This window comes from Nocardiopsis sp. YSL2 (genome assembly GCF_030555055.1).
GTDB lineage: Bacteria > Actinomycetota > Actinomycetes > Streptosporangiales > Streptosporangiaceae > Nocardiopsis.
Window position 1 is genome coordinate 1794358 of record NZ_JAMOAO010000001.1, and the last position, 17400, is coordinate 1811757.

Annotated in this window: 11 protein-coding genes; 7 read left to right on the forward strand and 4 right to left on the reverse strand. The window is 71.4% G+C overall.

Annotation, left to right across the window (positions count from 1 at the left end):
* Nucleotides 1-93: 93 nt before the first annotated feature.
* Genes M1P99_RS07750 through sucC form a run of 3 tightly spaced genes read right to left on the reverse strand, consistent with a single transcriptional unit; the run spans nucleotide 94 to nucleotide 3772 of the window.
* Nucleotides 94-1641 carry an aldehyde dehydrogenase family protein gene (locus tag M1P99_RS07750; RefSeq protein ID WP_304451972.1) on the reverse strand — a complete coding sequence of 516 codons (1548 nt, stop codon included), beginning with the start codon at nucleotides 1639-1641 and terminating at the stop codon, nucleotides 94-96.
* On the reverse strand, nucleotides 1638-2576 hold the full coding sequence (sucD, locus tag M1P99_RS07755; RefSeq protein WP_304451973.1) for a succinate--CoA ligase subunit alpha: 939 nt from the start codon (nucleotides 2574-2576) through the stop codon (nucleotides 1638-1640). The genes M1P99_RS07750 and sucD overlap by 4 nt, the downstream gene beginning before the upstream one ends.
* 14 nt (nucleotides 2577-2590) lie before the next feature.
* Nucleotides 2591-3772 carry an ADP-forming succinate--CoA ligase subunit beta gene (gene sucC / locus M1P99_RS07760; RefSeq protein ID WP_304451974.1) on the reverse strand — a complete coding sequence of 394 codons (1182 nt, stop codon included), beginning with the start codon at nucleotides 3770-3772 and terminating at the stop codon, nucleotides 2591-2593.
* A 150-nt stretch (nucleotides 3773-3922) separates the two neighbouring features.
* On the opposite strand from sucC, the gene M1P99_RS07765 reads away from it, so the two are divergent.
* The 7 genes from M1P99_RS07765 to M1P99_RS07795 all read left to right on the forward strand — a co-directional run bounded on the left by M1P99_RS07765 (nucleotide 3923) and on the right by M1P99_RS07795 (nucleotide 15624).
* On the forward strand, nucleotides 3923-5314 hold the full coding sequence (locus M1P99_RS07765; protein ID WP_304451975.1) for an MFS transporter: 1392 nt from the start codon (nucleotides 3923-3925) through the stop codon (nucleotides 5312-5314).
* Between the two features lie 145 nt (nucleotides 5315-5459).
* Complete coding sequence (locus tag M1P99_RS07770) at nucleotides 5460-7163, forward strand: thiamine pyrophosphate-binding protein (protein ID WP_304451976.1); 1704 nt, start codon at nucleotides 5460-5462, stop codon at nucleotides 7161-7163.
* Nucleotides 7164-7180: 17 nt separating this feature from the next.
* The gene (gene frc, locus M1P99_RS07775; protein ID WP_304451977.1) at nucleotides 7181-8410 is read left to right on the forward strand and encodes a formyl-CoA transferase; all 1230 of its coding nucleotides are present in this window, start codon (nucleotides 7181-7183) and stop codon (nucleotides 8408-8410) included.
* 4 nt (nucleotides 8411-8414) lie between these two features.
* Nucleotides 8415-10568, forward strand: a complete 2154-nt coding sequence (locus M1P99_RS07780; protein WP_304451978.1) for an acetate--CoA ligase family protein — start codon at nucleotides 8415-8417, stop codon at nucleotides 10566-10568.
* Between the two features lie 217 nt (nucleotides 10569-10785).
* Nucleotides 10786-12348, forward strand: a complete 1563-nt coding sequence (locus M1P99_RS07785) for an Nramp family divalent metal transporter (protein WP_304451979.1) — start codon at nucleotides 10786-10788, stop codon at nucleotides 12346-12348.
* A 437-nt stretch (nucleotides 12349-12785) separates the two neighbouring features.
* A complete protein-coding gene (locus M1P99_RS07790; protein ID WP_304451980.1) occupies nucleotides 12786-13841 on the forward strand; it encodes a TerC family protein in 1056 nt (351 codons plus the stop codon).
* Nucleotides 13842-14199: 358 nt separating this feature from the next.
* The gene (locus M1P99_RS07795) at nucleotides 14200-15624 is read left to right on the forward strand and encodes a non-reducing end alpha-L-arabinofuranosidase family hydrolase (protein WP_304455624.1); all 1425 of its coding nucleotides are present in this window, start codon (nucleotides 14200-14202) and stop codon (nucleotides 15622-15624) included.
* Between the two features lie 188 nt (nucleotides 15625-15812).
* On the opposite strand, the gene M1P99_RS07800 is transcribed toward M1P99_RS07795, so the two are convergent.
* On the reverse strand, nucleotides 15813-16964 hold the full coding sequence (locus tag M1P99_RS07800; protein WP_304451981.1) for a S1 family peptidase: 1152 nt from the start codon (nucleotides 16962-16964) through the stop codon (nucleotides 15813-15815).
* Nucleotides 16965-17400: the final 436 nt, after the last annotated feature.

Below are 17400 nucleotides of genomic sequence, written 5' to 3' on the forward strand. Positions count from 1 at the left end.
TCCGGCCACCGGTCGCTGACGTCGGGTGACGGAGAAGGCCGCCCGGAGAACCCTCCCGTGGTTCCCCAGGCGGCCGTCCTTCCTGGATGGTCCTCAGGCGCGCGCCTCCGGGCGCAGCGTGTAGTGCGGGAAGTTGCCGGGCAGGCGTTCGGGCGCAGGCCCCCTGGTGACCGCGTGGACCAGGAGTTCACCACCGACGAAGGCGCCCCGCCAGGAGTCGCCCAGCCCGCCGAACAGCTCGTCGCGGTCGCCGCGGGAGCGGGGGCGGTTGACTCCGACCTTGAACGCCCGTACACCCGACGCCAGCTGCGCGGCGGTGTCGGCGTCGTCGCAGGAGATCGTGGCCACGAGCGCGCCGTTGCTGGCGTTCATGGCGGCCAGCAGCTCGGCCTCGGTGTCCACCAGGACGATCGAGTCGACCGGCCCGAAGGGCTCGGCGTGGAACAGCGGGGAGGGCCGCGGCGGCTCCAGCAGGGCCACCGGTGCCACGTAGGCGTCGGTGTTCTGGCCCGGCAGCAGGAGGGCGTCGTCCAGTGAGCCCCGGTAGAGGGGCACCGCGCCGCCCGCCACCGCCTCGGCGACGGCGTCGCGGAGTTCCTTGGCCTTGGCGGCGTTGATCACCGGACCGAAGTCGAGTTCGGGCAGGTCGTCGCCGGGGTCGGCGACGGCGAGGGGGTGGCCGAAGCGGACGGTGCCCACGGCGGCGAGGTAGGCCTGGAGGAAGGCGTCGAACCGGGACCTCTGCACGACGAACCGGGGGTAGGCCGTGCAGCGCTGCTTGGCGTAGTCGAAGGTCCTGCGGATCTGCCCCGAGAGGGCGTCCCAGTCGCTGAACTCCCACACGCCCCAGCAGTTGAGGCCCTCCTGCTCCAGCACGTGCGGCCGGTCCAGGTCGGCCAGGTCCGCCGCCACGCGCCCGCCGGCGTCACGCCCGCCCACGAAGGACACGCACCCGACCTCCGGGCCGCGGACCAGGGACGGGGACAGGTCGCGCCCGCCACCGCCGACCAGCGTGAACGGCAGGCCCTCGCGCACGCCCAGGGCCACGGCCAGGGTCAGGCAGACCAGGCCGCCGTCGGTGGGCGTCTTGGCGATGACGCCGTTCCCGGCCAGCGCCTGCACGCACATCGCGTGCGCCAGGACGCTCATGGGGTAGTTCCAGCTCGCGATGTTGCTGACCGGGCCGTCGAGGGCGGCCCGGCCGCCCAGCATCCGGTCGATCTCGTCCAGGTACCACTCCACGCCGGAGATCGCCCGGTCGACGTCCTGGCGGGCCAGCCGCCAGGGCTTGCCGATCTCCCACACGAGCGCCAGCGCGAGGGTGTCGCGGTGCTCGCCCCAGGCCCGGACGGTCGCGCGCACCCGTGCCCGGCGCTCGTCGAGGGGGACGGCGGTCCAGGCCCGGTGTTCCGTGGCGGCCGCCGCGACGGCGCGCGCGGCGGTGGGGCCGTCGAGCATGGGCGGGCCCGCGATCTCCGAGCCGTCCACGGGCGAGTGGGCGGTGCGGGGTTCGCCGTCGGCGCGCCACGCGCCGCCCCAGCGGTTGAGGACGCGGTCGGCGGTGAAGGCCTCGGGGGCGATGGTGCGGCAGCGCTCGTAGAGAGCGGCCCAGTCGGTGCCGGGTTTGAGGATCAGTGTCATGGGGCCGTGGGCGCCATGGCCGATCCGGCGCCCGCCTCCTCTCGGGGCACGGAGCCGCTCAGAACGGCGCGGACGATCCGCGCGGTCTCGGTGGGGGTCTTGCCGACCTTGACTCCGGCGGCCTCCAGGGCCTCCTTCTTCGCCGCGGCCGTACCCGAGGAACCCGACACGATCGCCCCCGCGTGACCCATCGTCTTGCCCTCGGGAGCGGTGAACCCCGCCACGTACCCCACCACGGGCTTGGTCACGTTCGCCTTGACGAACTCCGCCGCGCGCTCCTCCGCGTCACCACCGATCTCACCGATCATCACGATCACATCGGTGTCCGGGTCCGCCTCGAACGCCGCCAGAGCATCGATGTGCGTGGTCCCGATGATCGGGTCCCCGCCAATACCCACCGCCGAGGAGAAACCGATGTCGCGCAGCTCGTACATCATCTGGTACGTCAGCGTGCCCGACTTCGACACCAGACCGATCCGGCCCGGCTTGGCGATGTCGGCCGGGATGATGCCCGCGTTGGACTGGCCCGGCGTGATCAGACCCGGGCAGTTCGGACCGATGATCCGCGTCTTGTTGCCCTTGGCCTGGGCGTGCGCCCAGAACGCCGCGGTGTCGTGCACCGGAATGCCCTCGGTGATCACCACCGCCAGGCCGATCCCGGCGTCGATGGCCTCGAACACCGCGTCCTTGCAGAACTTGGGCGGCACGAAGATGACCGTGACGTCGGCGCCGGTGGCGGCCATGCCCTCGGCCACCGATCCGAAGACCGGGACCTCGGTACCGTCGAAGTCGACCTTCTGGCCGGCCTTGCGCGGGTTGACCCCGCCCACGATGCTGGTGCCCGAGGCGAGCATGCGGCGGGTGTGCTTGGTGCCCTCAGAGCCGGTCATGCCCTGGACCAGCACCTTGCTGTCCTTGTTCAGGAAGATAGCCATGGTGTGTCAGTCCCCTACTTCGCCGCGAGCTCGGCGGCCTGTGCGGCGGCGCCGTCCATCGTGTCGACCTGTCGCACCGCGGGATGGGCGCGCTCGGTCAGGATCCGGCGGCCCAGTTCGGCGTTGTTGCCGTCCAGGCGCACGACGAGCGGCTTGCCGAGCTTGCGCAGACCCGGGTCGTCGCCGCGCGATTCCAGCAGCTCCAGCGCCTGCACGATGCCGTTGGCCACCGCGTCGCACGCGGTGATGCCGCCGAACACGTTCACGAACACGCTCTTGACCGCCGGGTCGCCCAGGATGATGTCCAGGCCGTCGGCCATCACCTCGGCCGAGGCGCCGCCGCCGATGTCCAGGAAGTTGGCGGGCTCGACCCCTTGGCTCTCACCGGCGTGGGCGACCACGTCCAGCGTGGACATGACCAGGCCCGCGCCGTTGCCGATGATCCCGACCTGACCGTCGAGCTTCACGTAGTTCAGACCCTTCGCCAGCGCCCGCAGCTCGCGCGGGTCGGTGTCCGAGCCGTCGGCGAAGGGCTCGCGCTCGGCGTGCCGGAAGGCCGCGTTGTCGTCGAGCGTCACCTTGCCGTCGAGGGCGACGATCCGCCCGTCGGCCGTGCGGACCAGCGGGTTGACCTCCACCAGCGTGGCGTCCTCCCCGACCGCGACCTCCCACAGCTGGACGATCGTGGCGGCGGCGCAGTCGTGCACCTCCTCGGGGAGCCTGGCGGCGCGGCAGATCTCCAGCGCAGTCGCGCGGTCGACCCCCTCGGGGCCCACCGGGGTGCGCACCACGGCGTCCGGGTCGGTGACCGCGACCTCCTCGATCTCCATCCCGCCCCGGGCGGAGCAGATCGACAGGAAGGTGCGGTCGGCCCGGTCCAGCAGGAAGGAGAAGTAGTACTCCTCCGCGATGTCGGAGGCCTCTTCGACCAGGACCCGGCGGACCGTGTGGCCCTTGATGTCCATGCCGAGGATCTCCTCGGCCCTGGCCCGGGCGTGTTCCGGGCCGTCGGCCACCTTCACACCGCCGGCCTTACCGCGACCACCCGTCTTGACCTGCGCCTTCACCACGACCCTGTGGCCGATCCGTCCGGCCGCGAGCCGGACCTGGTCCGGGGTGTCGGCTATCTCGCCCTCCACGAGGCGCACCCCGTACTCACCGAAGAGCTGTTTGGCCTCGTACTCATGGAGATCCACCGTGCCTCCTTGTCGCCTGGGTCCCGACTCTTCAGTGGTACTCCATACTGTATGCAGTATTCAATACCCCCTCCGGTGAAAAATGTGCCCTGCGCCACCCCTTCCCAGGTCGCCAGTGGATTTGCATACTGTATGCAAGGAGGTCGCGCCATGTCAGGACACCCCACCCCCGACCCTCCGCACCCGGCCCGCACCGAGATCGTGCGCGACTGGCGGGGCCGCAGCTACCGTGTCGGTCCGACCGCCCGCGTACTCACCGGCGTCTCCCGCCCCGTCGTGCTCGCCCGCGCGCTGGCCGCCGTCGCGGCGATCGGCGTACTGCAGTTCGGCTACGGCACCGCGGTGCCCGTCCTGATCGACGCGCACGGCTGGTCCCCCGCCCTGGCGCTCGTGCCGTTCCTGCTCTGGGCCCTGTTCCAGGGCGCCACCGCGCCCCTGCCGCACCACCTCGCGGCCAGGCGCCTGCTGACCCCGGGCCAGACCATCGGCACGGGCGCCGCCCTGTGCGCCGCCGCGCTGACGGCGCTCGGCCACGTGTCGACCCCCGTCCCCGCCGCCCTCGCCTACGGCGTCCTGGGCGGCGTGGGCGCCGGACTCGTCTACCACTCCTGCGCCGACCTGGTCGGCGGCTGGTTCCCCGACCGGCCCGGAATCCGGTTCGGCGCCGTCGGGGGCGCCTTCGCGCTCGGCGCGGCCCCCCTGGTGCCCGCCCTGGCCCTGGCCCCCTCCCCCGCTCCGCTGCCCGCGGCCGCCACCGCGCTCGCCGCGTCCGTCCTTTTCCTGGGCCTGGTGGGCGGGGTCGGCCAGCGCCACGCCCCGCGCCGGTGGTGGCCACCGGGCGCCGACCCCCGCGCGCTCGCGCTGCGCGGGAACGCCGACCCGCCGGCCGCGGCGGACTTCAGCACCGCCCAGGCCTGGGCCAGCGGCCCGTCCCTGCCGGCCCTGCACGCGGTCGTGGCCCTGTCCGGCGCGGGCGGGCTGTTCACGATCGCCGTCCTGCCGCTGGTGCTGGTCGCGGCCGACCGCCCCGCCGCGGAGACCGCCACCGCGGCCACGGCCTTCGCCGCGGCCAGCGGCCTGGGCCGGATCGTCTCCGGGGCGGCCGTGGAGCGGACCGGTCGGCGCCGCCTGCTCGGCGTACTGCTGGGCGCGGCCGCGCTCGCCCTGGCCGGCCTCGCCGCCGTCGCGGAGGCCGGCCCGACCGCCCTCGTGGTGGCGCTGGCGGCGGTGGCGGGCGCCGGGACCGGGTCCTGCTACCCGCTCAGCCGAGCGGTCACCGAGGCCCATTTCGGGTCGGACCGCGCGGCGGGGATCCCCCGCCTGGTCCACAGCTCCAAGGCGGTCGGCGGACTGCTCGGGGTGGGCGGGGCGGTCGCCCTGCTGGCCCTGGCGCCCGCGACGGCGTCCTGGCTGTTCGCCGCCGCCGCGGCGCTCGCCGCAGGGGCCCTGCTCACGGGTGCGCTGCGCCGCCCGTTCCCGGTCCGGACGCTGCCGATCCGCCAGAGGATCTGGACAGCGCGGCGGCGGCGTGCTCCAATGTGATGCAGACGGTATACAGTATCCCGCCTACAGAAGACACCCACCTGGACACCGTCCCCCGTGTCGCTCACGCACCACATGAGCACCGGCACCCAGCACCCAGCACCCACATCAGCACGGAACCCGCACGAAAGGGGTCGTCGCACCGATGGCCGAGGGCACACCCAACACCAGCACCAGTAGCGACACCACGATCTCCGGCGGCCACCTGGTGGCCAAAGCGCTCAAGGCCGAGGGCGTCGACGTCATCTACACGCTCTGCGGTGGACACATCATCGACATCTACGACGGCTGCGCCGACGAGGGCATCGACGTCATCGACGTCCGCCACGAGCAGGTCGCCGCGCACGCCGCCGACGGCTACGCCCGCATCACCGGCAAGCCCGGCTGCGCCGTCGTCACCGCGGGCCCCGGCACCACGGACGCGGTCACCGGGATCGCCAACGCCTATCGCGCGGAGAGCCCGATGCTCGTCATCGGCGGCCAGGGCGCCCTCAGCCAGCACAAGATGGGCTCGCTGCAGGACCTGCCGCACGTCGACATGATCAACCCGATCTCCAAGTTCGCCGCCACCGTCCCGCACACCGAGCGCGTGGCCGACCTGGTCTCCATGGCCTTCCGCGAGTCGCTCAACGGCGCCCCCGGCCCCTCCTTCCTGGAGATCCCCCGCGACATCCTGGACGCGCGGGTCCCCCTCGACCAGGCGCGCATCCCCGCCAAGGGCCGCTACCGCGCCTCCACCCGCCAGGCCGGCGACCCCGCCGACATCGAGCGGCTGGCCGACCTCATCGTGCGCTCCGAGCGCCCCAGCATCCTGCTCGGCAACCAGGTGTGGACCACCCGCGCCACCGACACCTCCGTCGAGCTCGTCCGCGCGCTCAACATCCCCGCGTACATGAACGGCGCCGGACGCGGCACGCTACCCCCGGGCGACCCCCACCACTTCCAGCTCTCCCGCCGCTACGCCTTCACCAACTCCGACCTCATCATCATCGTCGGCACGCCGTTCGACTTCCGGATGGGCTACGGCAAGCGGCTCTCCCCCGACGCCACCGTCGTCCAGATCGACCTGAACTACGCGACCGTCGGCAAGAACCGCGACATCGACCTCGGCCTGGTCGGGGACGCCGACGCGATCCTGTCCGCCGTCCTGCAGGCCACGTCCGCCTACGGCGACACCGGCGCCCAGGGCCGCAAGAGCTGGCTGGAGGAGCTGCGCACCCAGGAGCAGGCCGCGCTCGACAAGCGCGCCCACCTGCTCACCTCCGACTCCACGCCGATCCACCCCTACCGGCTGGTCAACGAGATCAACGAGTTCCTCACCGAGGACTCCGTCTACGTCGGCGACGGCGGCGACATCGTCACCTTCTCCGGACAGGTCGTGCAGCCCAAGTCGCCCGGCCACTGGATGGACCCGGGGCCCCTGGGCACCCTCGGCGTGGGCATCCCGTTCGTCATGGCGGCCAAGCAGGCCCTCCCGCACAAGGAGGTCGTCGCGCTCTTCGGCGACGGTGCCTTCAGCCTCACCGGCTGGGACTTCGAGACCCTGGTCCGCTTCGACCTGCCCTTCGTCGGGATCGTCGGCAACAACTCGTCCATGAACCAGATCCGCTACGGCCAGATCGCCAAATACGGCGCCGACCGCGGCGAGATCGGCAACACCCTGGGCGACGTCAACTACGCCGAGTTCGCCACGATGCTCGGCGGGCACGGGGAAGAGGTCCGCGATCCGGCCGACATCGCGCCCGCGCTGCGCCGCGCCCGCGAGTCGGGCAAGCCCTCCCTGATCAACGTCTGGATCGACCCCGAGGTCTACGCGCCCGGAACGATGAACCAGACGATGTACAAGTAGCCCGGGAAGGAGAACCCATGGGCAAGGCACTCGACGGGATCCGCGTCCTGGACATGACACACGTCCAGTCGGGCCCCTCGGCGACACAGATCCTGGCCTGGATGGGCGCCGACGTCCTCAAGGTCGAGGCGGTCACCGGCGACATCACCCGGCGCCAACTGCGGGACAAGCCCGGCGTGGACAGCCTGTACTTCACGATGCTCAACTCCAACAAGCGCAGCGTCACGCTCAACACCAAGAGCGAGCGCGGCAAGGAGATCTTCCTCGACCTGGTCCGGCGCAGCGACGTCCTGGTGGAGAACTTCGCGCCGGGCGCCCTGGACCGGATGGGCTTCACCTGGGAGGTGCTCCAGGAGGCCAACCCCCGCCTGGTCTACGCCTCGATCAAGGGCTTCGGGCCCGGTGCCTACGCCGACTTCAAGGCCTACGAGGTCATCGCGCAGGCCATGGGGGGCTCGATGAGCACCACCGGCTTCGAGGACGGGCCGCCGATGGCCACGGGCGCGCAGATCGGCGATTCGGGCACGGGAATGCATACAGTGGCCGGTATCCTCGCCGCGCTGCTCCAGCGCACCGGCACCGGGCAGGGCCAGCGCGTCCAGGTCGCCATGCAGGACGCCGTCCTCAACCTGTGCCGCGTCAAACTGCGCGACCAGCAGCGGCTGGAGCACGGGCCCCTCGCGGAGTACCCCAACGAGGACTTCGGCGACGAGGTCCCCCGCTCGGGCAACGCCTCCGGCGGCGGACAGCCCGGCTGGGCGGTGCGCACCGCGCCCGGCGGACCCAACGACTACGTCTACGTCATCATCCAACCCCCGGGCTGGGCGCCCATCACCACGCTCATCGGCCGGCCCGAGCTGGTCGAGGACCCCGAGTGGGCCACGCCCGAGGCCCGGCTGGACAAGCTCGACAAGGTCTTCTCCCTGATCGAGGAGTGGTCCAGCCGGCTCCCCAAGTGGGAGGTCCTGGCCGAACTGAACAAGCACAACATCCCCTGCGGGCCCATCCTGTCCACCCGGGAGATCATCGACGACCCCACGCTGCGCGCCAACGGAGTCGTCACCACGGTCGAGCACCCCGAGCGCGGCGAGTACCACACCGTCGCCTCGCCGATCCGGCTCTCCGACTCGCCGGTGGACGTCGAACGCTCCCCCCTGCTCGGCGAGCACAACGAGGACGTCTACGGCGGCGAACTGGGCCTGACCGCCGAAGAGCTGGCCGAACTCTCATCGAACGGAGTGATCTAGACCCATGGCCGTCTACACCCCCGAGCGGTCCGACCACGACCGCGCCGCCGTGCGCGAGGTCCTGGACCGCGCACGCGCGGCGGGCCGCACCGCGCTCACCGCGCCCGAGGGCCTGGCACTCGCCCAGGCCTACGGCATCCCCGTTCCAGGGGAGGCGCTGGCGACCTCCGCCGAGGAGGCCGCCGCCCTGGCCCAGGAACTGGGCCTGCCCGTGGTCGCCAAGATCGTCTCCCCCGACATCCTGCACAAGACCGACGCCGGCGGCGTCGAGGTGGGCCTGGACACCGCCGAGGCGGTGAACGCGGCCTACGAGCGCATCGTGGCCAACGCCCGCGCCTACGACGCCGACGCCCGGATCGACGGCGTGCAGATCCAGCAGATGGTGGGCGGCGGCCTGGAGGTGCTCATCGGCGCCACCACCGACCCCACCTTCGGCAAGGTGGTGGTGTTCGGCCTGGGCGGCGTGCTGGTGGAGGTCCTCAAGGACGTGTCCTTCCGGCTGGCACCGCTGACCCGTGGGGAGGCGCTGTCCCAGATCGGCGACATCCGCACGGCCGAGGTGCTCGACGGAGTGCGCGGAGCCGCGGCGGTGGACCGCGAGGCGCTGGCCGACATCCTGGTCAGGCTCTCGGACCTGGTCGCGGACTTCCCCGAGATCGCCGAGGCCGACCTCAACCCCGTGTTCGCGTCCGAGGACGGCGCGATCGCCGCCGACCTGCGCTTCGTGCTGGACTTCGAGCCCGCCCAGGGCCCGCGCACGTTCTCCCGTGAGGAGATCCTGGGGTCGATGGAGCGCATCTTCAAGCCCCGCTCGATCGCGATCGTCGGCGCCTCCAACGAGGCGGGCAAGATCGGCAACTCCGTCATCCGCAACATCGTCGACGGCGGGTACGAGGGCGAGATCCACCCGGTCAACCCCAAGGCGCCCGAGGTCTACGGCCGGACGGCCTACGCCTCGATCGCCGACGTCCCCGGCGACGTGGACGTCGCGGTCTTCGCCATCCCCGCCGCGTCCGTCGCGGCGGCCCTGGAGGACGCCGGACGCAAGGGCGTGGCGGGCGCGATCCTCATTCCGTCGGGCTTCGCCGAGACCGGCGAGCACGAACTCCAGGCGGAGGTCCTGGAGGTGGCCCGCCGACACGGCGTGCGCCTCCTGGGCCCCAACATCTACGGCTACTACTACACGCCCCAGAAGCTGTCGGCGACCTTCTGCACCCCCTACGACGTGGCCGGGGGCACCGCGCTGACCTCCCAGTCCGGTGGCATCGGCATGGCGATCCTGGGCTACAGCCGCAGCACCCGCACGGGGGTCTCCGCGATCGTCGGCGTCGGCAACAAGGCCGACATCGACGAGGACGACCTGCTCACCTTCTTCGGCCAGGACGAGAACACGAACGCCGTGGCCATGCACCTGGAGGACCTCAAGGACGGCCGGGCGTTCGTCGCCGCCGCCCGCGAGGTCGTACCGAAGAAGCCCGTCATCGTGCTCAAGGCGGGCCGTACCTCCGCCGGCGCCCGCGCCGCGGGTTCGCACACGGGCGCGCTCGCCGGCGACGACAAGGTCTACGACGACATCCTGCGCCAGGCGGGCGTGGTCCGGGCTCCGGGCCTGACCGAGCTGCTGGAGTACGGCCGGGCGCTGCCCGTCATGGCCGCCCCGTCCGGTGAGAACGTCGTCATCATCACCGGAGCCGGCGGTTCGGGCGTCCTGCTGTCCGACGCCGTGGTGGACAACGGGATGTCGCTGTACGAGATCCCGACGGACCTGGACGAGGCCTTCCGCGCCTTCATCCCGCCGTTCGGTGCCGCCGGGAACCCGGTGGACATCACCGGCGGGGAGCCGCCCTCCACCTACGAGAAGACCATCCGCCTCGGCCTGGAGGACCCCCGGGTGCACTCCCTGGTCCTGGGTTACTGGCACACCATCGTCACCCCGCCGCTGGTCTTCGCCGACGTCGTCATCGACGTGGCGACCAGGGCCCGCGCGGCGGGGATCGACAAACCGATCGTGGCCTCGCTCTCGGGTGACACCGAGGTGGAGGCCGCCAGCGCCAAGCTGTTCGACCACGGGATCGTCGCCTATCCCTACACCACCGAGATGCCGGTGAAGGTGCTGGGCGCGAAGTACCGCTGGGCCCGCTCGGCCGGGCTGCTCTGATCGCGGGTGGGGGCGCCCTTGGCCGGGACGCCCCGTCCACCCGTCACCCGCCATCGCCCGGGAGGGCACGCGAAGCCGCCGTGTGCTCCCCCGGACCACCCGACACCATCGGTACCACCGGGAGCCGCCCCGGTGTCCAGCGAGAGGAGAGCGTGTCCCTGGGGGCTGTAGGGGGCAGTGAAACACACATGTGACAAGTAGATGAGGGAGTCCTCAGATGACCCCACCCCCCGATCCCTCCGAACACGCGGGCACCGAGCCCCGGTCCGAGAAGACCTACGACCGCCCGCACATCCCCGCACAGCGCTCCACCGAGCCGGACACCTCCGCCGGACCCTCCGGCCCGACGGGCACCGACCAGCCACCCGGCCCGGCCGACCGTCCGCCCCCCGCGGACACCGGCACACCGTCCCCCGCCGAGGCGGACGCCCCCCGCAGGAGCATCCGCCTCGAGGCGCCCGGCACGGGCGTGCGCGACACGTGGCGGGCCATGGGCCCGGGTATCGCCGCGGCCATGACCGGCATCGGGGCCAGCCACATCATGCACGGACCCACGGCCGGAGCGCAGTACGGATACGTGCTCCTGTGGGTCATCCCGTTCGCCTACCTGCTCAAGTACTGCGCCTTCGAGTTCGCGCACCGCTACACGCTGGTGCGCGGCGAGAGCATCATGGAGGCCTACGAGCGCACCGGCAAGGGGCGCGGCAACTGGCCCCTGTGGTATCTGGGCTTCCAGTCGCTCGCCAACACCTTCGGGATCGCGGGCAGGGCCCTGGGAGCCGCCGCGATGCTGTGGGCGGCCTTCCCCTTCCTCCCGTTGACGGCCTGGGCCGTCCTCGTCCTGCTCTCCAGCGTCGCCGTCCTGTGGGCGGGCAAGTACAAGGCGCTGGAACTCGCGGTCAAGATCGCCATCATCGTGTTCGCGGCGTGCGTGCTCCTGGCCTTCGTCCTGCAGAGCCCGCCGCCCGGGGAGTACCTGACGCGGCTGGCTCCCACCCTCCCCCCGGTGGGCGCGCTCCTGCTCTTCGGCGCCATGTGGGGGTACTTCCCCACGACCGTCGAGGTCGCGCCCATGCAGTCCAACTGGGCCGTGGACAAGAAGAGCGGCATGGTCCGCGTACGTGAGCTGGAGCGGGAGGGGTACCGGGTCGACCTGGCCCCGAACTATCTGCGCAACCACCTGAAGCTGTTCAAGCGCGACATGAACATCTCCTACGTGATCTCCATGATCACGGGGATGGCGTTCCTCATCGTCGGCGCCGTGGTCCTCAACCCGCGCGGGATCGTCCCGGAGTCGAGTGAGATGGGCCTGACGATCGCGAGCATCTACACCGAGACGTTCGGTGTGTGGATCTTCCCGGTCATCATCGCCGGCGGCGTGGCCGCGCTGTGGTCGACGGTCTTCACCTACTTCGACGGCCAGGCACGGATCTTCGAGGAGGTGTGCGTGCGGCTCCACCGCGCGTGGGACACCCCCGGCATCCGCGCGTTCATCTACCGGGGCTTCCAGATCCTGTGGGTAGTGGCGGGCACCGCGATCATCTTCGGACTGCCCGAGCCCATCCTCGTGGTGCAGATCGCGTCGTTCCTGGCCCTGCTGTTCTCCCCGGTTCTGTACTGGCTCAACATCAAGGCCATCAAGGACAACTTCACCTCGGAGGACGCACCGTTCCTGCCGTCCAGGTTCATGTTCGCCTGGGCCTGGACCGGCGTGGCCGGGCTCCTCGGGATCAGCTGCTACATCCTCTACCTGGAGTACCTGCAGCCGCTGTTCGGCTGACGCGGCACGGACCTCCGGCACACGGACGGCCCCCGGCGACGTGCTCCGCCGGGGGCCGTCCGTGTGCCCCGGGGACGCCCCTCCGCCGGGGCCGCCGTCAGCGCCGCCGCGGGGCTCGGCGGTCCCCCGGCCCGGTGCCCGGTACTGTGTGCTCCTGGCGCGAGGGGTCTTCGGCACCGGCGCGGCGGCGCCCCCGGCGCGTGCCGGTGCGCGGACCCTGCCCTGGCCCGGCCGACCGGCTCCTGTGCCGGTACGGCGGGGCCGAGCGAGCGCTGCTGCACGGACCACCCCGTCCACCCCGACCACCGACGACGGGCCCCAGGGCCCGTCGAAAGCCCCCGAACACCTCCTGACCGTCACCGTGGTGCCGGCGGAGCGGCCTCGCCGCCACTCCGCCGGCACCACTGTGCCCGCACGAGCACATGGAGACAGACAACGTGGACATCCAACCGTGGGTCTGGGCCGTCACCATCACGGTCCTCCTGGCCGTCATCGCGGTCGACTTCGTCATCATCGCGCGCAGACCCCATGAGCCCTCGATGCGGGAGTCGGCCGCCTGGATCGGCGTCTACGTGTCCCTGGCCGTCGTCTTCGGCATCGGCCTCGGCTTCCTGAGCACCCCGGCCCAGAGCCTGGACTTCTTCACCGGCTGGATCGTCGAGTACTCGATGAGCGTCGACAACCTGTTCGTCTTCATCCTGATCCTGGGGTCGTTCGCGGTCCCGGCCGAGCACCGCCAGCGGGTGCTGCTGGTGGGCATCGCGCTCGCCCTGCTGTTCCGGGGCCTGTTCATCGCCCTGGGCGCGGCGGTCGTGAACGCCTTCGCCGGCGTGTTCTTCCTCTTCGGTGCGTTCCTGCTGTACACGGCGTGGAAGCTGATCACCGAGTCGGGAGAGGAAGAGGAGGGTTACCAGGAGAACGGTGCGGTCCGGATGGTCCGGCGGTTCCTGCCGACCACCGACCGGTACCACGAGGCCAGGCTGACCGTGCGCATCGACGGCAGGCGCGTGGTCACGCCGATGCTGATGGTGATGATCGCCGTCGGCCTCACCGACATCCTGTTCGCGCTCGACTCGATCCCCGCCATCTTCGGCATCACCCAGGAGCCCTACCTGGTCTTCACCGCCAACGCCTTCGCACTGATGGGGCTGCGCCAGCTGTACTTCCTCATCGGTGGGCTGCTGACGAAGCTCGTGCACCTGAACAAGGGCCTGTCCGTGATCCTGGGCTTCATCGGACTGAAGCTCATCCTGCACGCCCTGCACGAGACCACCGACTGGCACGTGCCCGAGATCGGCACCGTGACGTCCCTGCTCGTCATCCTGGCCACGCTCGCCATCACGACCGTGACCAGCCTGATCAGCGTCAGGGCCAAGGCCCCCAAGGCCGTCGACGTCGACGGCGCCGAGGACGCGTCCGCATCGGCCGGCGCCGCTGCCGCCCAGGGGCGGCCTGAGGACGACGACGAGGTCCCCACCCGCGTGGGCGGGTGAGCCCCGCGCGGGGCCGCGCCCGCGCGCGTGCGGTCCCGCCGGTGACCCCCGGCAGATCGTTCCGCCGGGGCCGCGCGTTCGCGGTGATATCGAAAGTTTCGGAGTTCTCACCGAAATTTACTCTTGACTTCCGGTGCACCATGCCTCAGATTCAACGGCAGGGGCGAAGGCGCCCCTGACCTTCGGGCAGAACCCGGCGCGGCGGAGCATGACTCGGTCGGCGCCGAGCGGCCCGTCTTGTTAGCGCTAACACCCCCGAGCGCTGGAGGTAGAGACCATGTCCCCATCGAGTACGTCCGTGATCGCACCGCCCCCACGGTGGCGAGGACGGCTACTGCGAGCCTTCATCGCCTGCGTGATCGCGATGGCGGTCGGCAGCGCGGGTTCCGCGCTGCTGCCGACGCCCGCCGCGGCGGCCACGGTCGACACCGACGCGTGGTACGTGCTGGTGAACCGCGGCAGCGGCAAGGCGTTGGACGTGTACAACCGGGCCACCGAGGACGGTGCGCGGATCACCCAGTGGGCACGCAACGACCAGCACCAGCAGCAGTGGCGGTTCGTCGGCTCCGGCGACGGCCACTACCGGCTGCGGTCACGGCTGTCGGACAAGGTGCTGGACGTCCACGACTGGTCGACCGCCAACGGCGCCGACATCGTGCAATGGACCGACCACGACCAGGCCAACCAGCAGTTCCGCTTGGCGGACTCACCCGGCGGCCACGTACGGCTGGTCAACCGGCACAGCGGCAAGGCCGTCGAGGTGCAGGGCGGCTCGACCGCCGACGGTGCGAACATCGTGCAGTACGACGACTGGGGCGGCGACAATCAGCAGTGGCGGCTCGTCCGCGTCGACGGAGACGGGCCGGACGACACGTGCGCCCTTACCTCGACGTACGACTGGACATCGACCGGCCCGCTGGCACAGCCGGGGCCGGGCTGGGTCTCGCTCAAGGACTTCACCCACGCCCCGTACGACGGCGGACACCTCGTCTACGGGACGACCCACGACACGGGAACGTCGTGGGGCTCGATGAACTTCGACGTCTTCGACGACTGGTCCAGCATGGCCTCGGCCGGCCAGAACCCGATGCCCTTCTCCGCCGTCGCACCGTCGCTGTTCTACTTCGCCCCCGATGACGTCTGGGTGCTCGCCTACCAGTGGGGCGGGCCAGCCTTCTCCTACCGGACCTCGTCCGATCCCGCCGACGTCAACAGCTGGTCGCCGCCGCGGACACTCTTCGACGGCAGCATCGCCGACTCCCCCACCGGACCCATCGACCAGGCGCTCATCGGCGACAGCACGGACATGTACCTGTTCTTCGCCGGAGACAACGGCAGGATCTACCGGGCCGACATGCCGATCGGTGACTTCCCGGGCAGCTTCGGCTCGACGTCGACGACCATCATGTCCGACAGCACCGACGACCTGTTCGAGGCGGTTCAGGTCTACCGCGTCCAGGGCCAGGACCAGTACCTGATGATCGTCGAGGCGATCGGGGCGCGCGGCGACCGCTACTTCCGCTCGTTCACGGCCTCCAGCCTGGACGGCGCGTGGACACCGCAGGCCACCAGTGAGGGCGAACCCTTCGCCGGCCAGGCCAACAGCGGCGCCACCTGGACCGACAGCATCAGCCACGGCGAACTGATCCGCACCGGACCCGACCAGACCATGACCGTCGACGCCTGCGACATGCGGTTCCTCTACCAGGGGATCTCCCCCGACGCCGGCGGCGACTACGGCCTCCTCCCCTACCGTCCCGGCCTGCTGACCCTCCAGCGCTGACGGGGACGAGCCGACACGGGACAGGGTCGTCCACTCGGGGGTCGGTCGTGTGGTCCGCACGGTCGACCGCCCCAACGCCCGCCGGGCCCGGACGGCCCGGTCCCGCGTCGGGGACGGACCGGACGCGGGCACAGGACCGGCCGCCCGGAGCGGGGACGCGGGCGGCCGGTGGCGAAGGGACCCGTGGGTCAGCCGGTGAGCAGCGTCAGGTTCCACTGCTCCAGGATCGGGTTGACCGGCTGGAAGTAGGTCGTTCCACCGGAGGTGCAGTTGCCGGAACCACCGGAGGTCACGCCCTGGGCCTGCGTGCCCGACACCCAGGAGCCGCCGGAGTCGCCGCCCTCGGCGCACGCGGTGGTGCGGGTGAGGCCGTTGACGATGTCACCGCCGTAGTTGACGCTCTGGTCCTTGGCCTGGATGGTGCCGCAGTGCCAGCCGGTGGTCTGTCCCGACCGGCAGACCGCGCCGCCGACCGGGGTCTCCTGGGAGCCGGTGACCGTCACGGCGCCGCCCGCGTGGTCGTCGACCCGCGGGGTGGGGGTGTGGCCCGCGGCCGAGCGCACCCAGGCGGCGTCCTGGCCCGGGAAGACCGACTCGGCGACCGTCCCGAGCTGGTCCGGGCCGCCCACCTGGAGCCAGGTGGCCGAGCCCGCCGCCCCGCAGTGGCCCGCGGTGACGTAGCCGCCCTGCACGCCGAAGCCGACGGAGCACACGAACCAGTCCGAGCCCTGCTGGAAGTAGTACGGGGTGCCGCCGACGATGTCGGCGTAGGTACGGGGCTCCTCCGTGCCCTCCTCGACGGTGAAGGTGTCGACGTCCAGGCCCGCTTCGGCGGCCAGCGCCTCGGCGTCCTCGGCCGCGCCCTCGGCGGCCTCGATGACGACGGTGTCCAGTTCGGCGTCGGCGTACCAGCCGTGGACGCCCTCGGAGGCGGCCTCCTCGGCGCCGTTGAGCGCCTCGACGGCCGCCTCCAGCTCCGGCGCGCCGTGCTCGACGCGCTCGGGAACGGCGCCGGCCTCGCGTACGGCGTCGTTGGAGGACTGGTCCGTGACGCGAACGGTCAGTTCGCGGGTGTCGGTGTCGAAGACGGCGCCGCCGAAGTCGGCGCCGAGTTCGTCACGCAGCTCGGCCTCCAGTTCGGCGGCCTCGGCCTGGGCGTCGAGGAGGTCGGTGACACCGGCCTCGGAGAGGCCGAAGGCCTCCTGCATGGCGGCCATCTGGTCGGGGTCGAGTGCGGGGGTACCGGCCGTGTCGGCCGAAGCCGCGGTGACGGGGGCCAGGAACAGTCCGGAGGCGAGTGCGGCGGTGGCCGCGAGACGCCCGAGAGGGGGAATCGACAACGTCTGCCCTTTCTAGCGGGGGTGTCAAGGCAGGGGGCACACACGTGCCCAGGGGCGACGGCTCCTGGGCTGTGGGGACCCTGAGCCATCTTTCGCCCACACGGTGTGAACGTCGAGCAAAAGTAAAGGATCGATGCGTAGAGGGGCAATAGCCGAATACTCTCCGCGTTCGCCACGATTCCCCACGGACTCCGACGTGGCCTCACCACGGAGCGGGACCGATCGACTCCACTACGCCCGAGTAACAAGAAGTGGAGCGTGCCCGCCCGCGCGACGCGCCTAGCACGCACCCGCGCACGGCGAAAGAGGGGTTCGGTGGCCAGAAACGGCCATTAGTCATCACATTGCGTCACTGCCCAGGTGGGCCCCGGCCCGCCGTCCACCGCACACGCGCAGCGTCCGCCCCGCCCTCCGAGCGGACGGAGCGGACACGGTC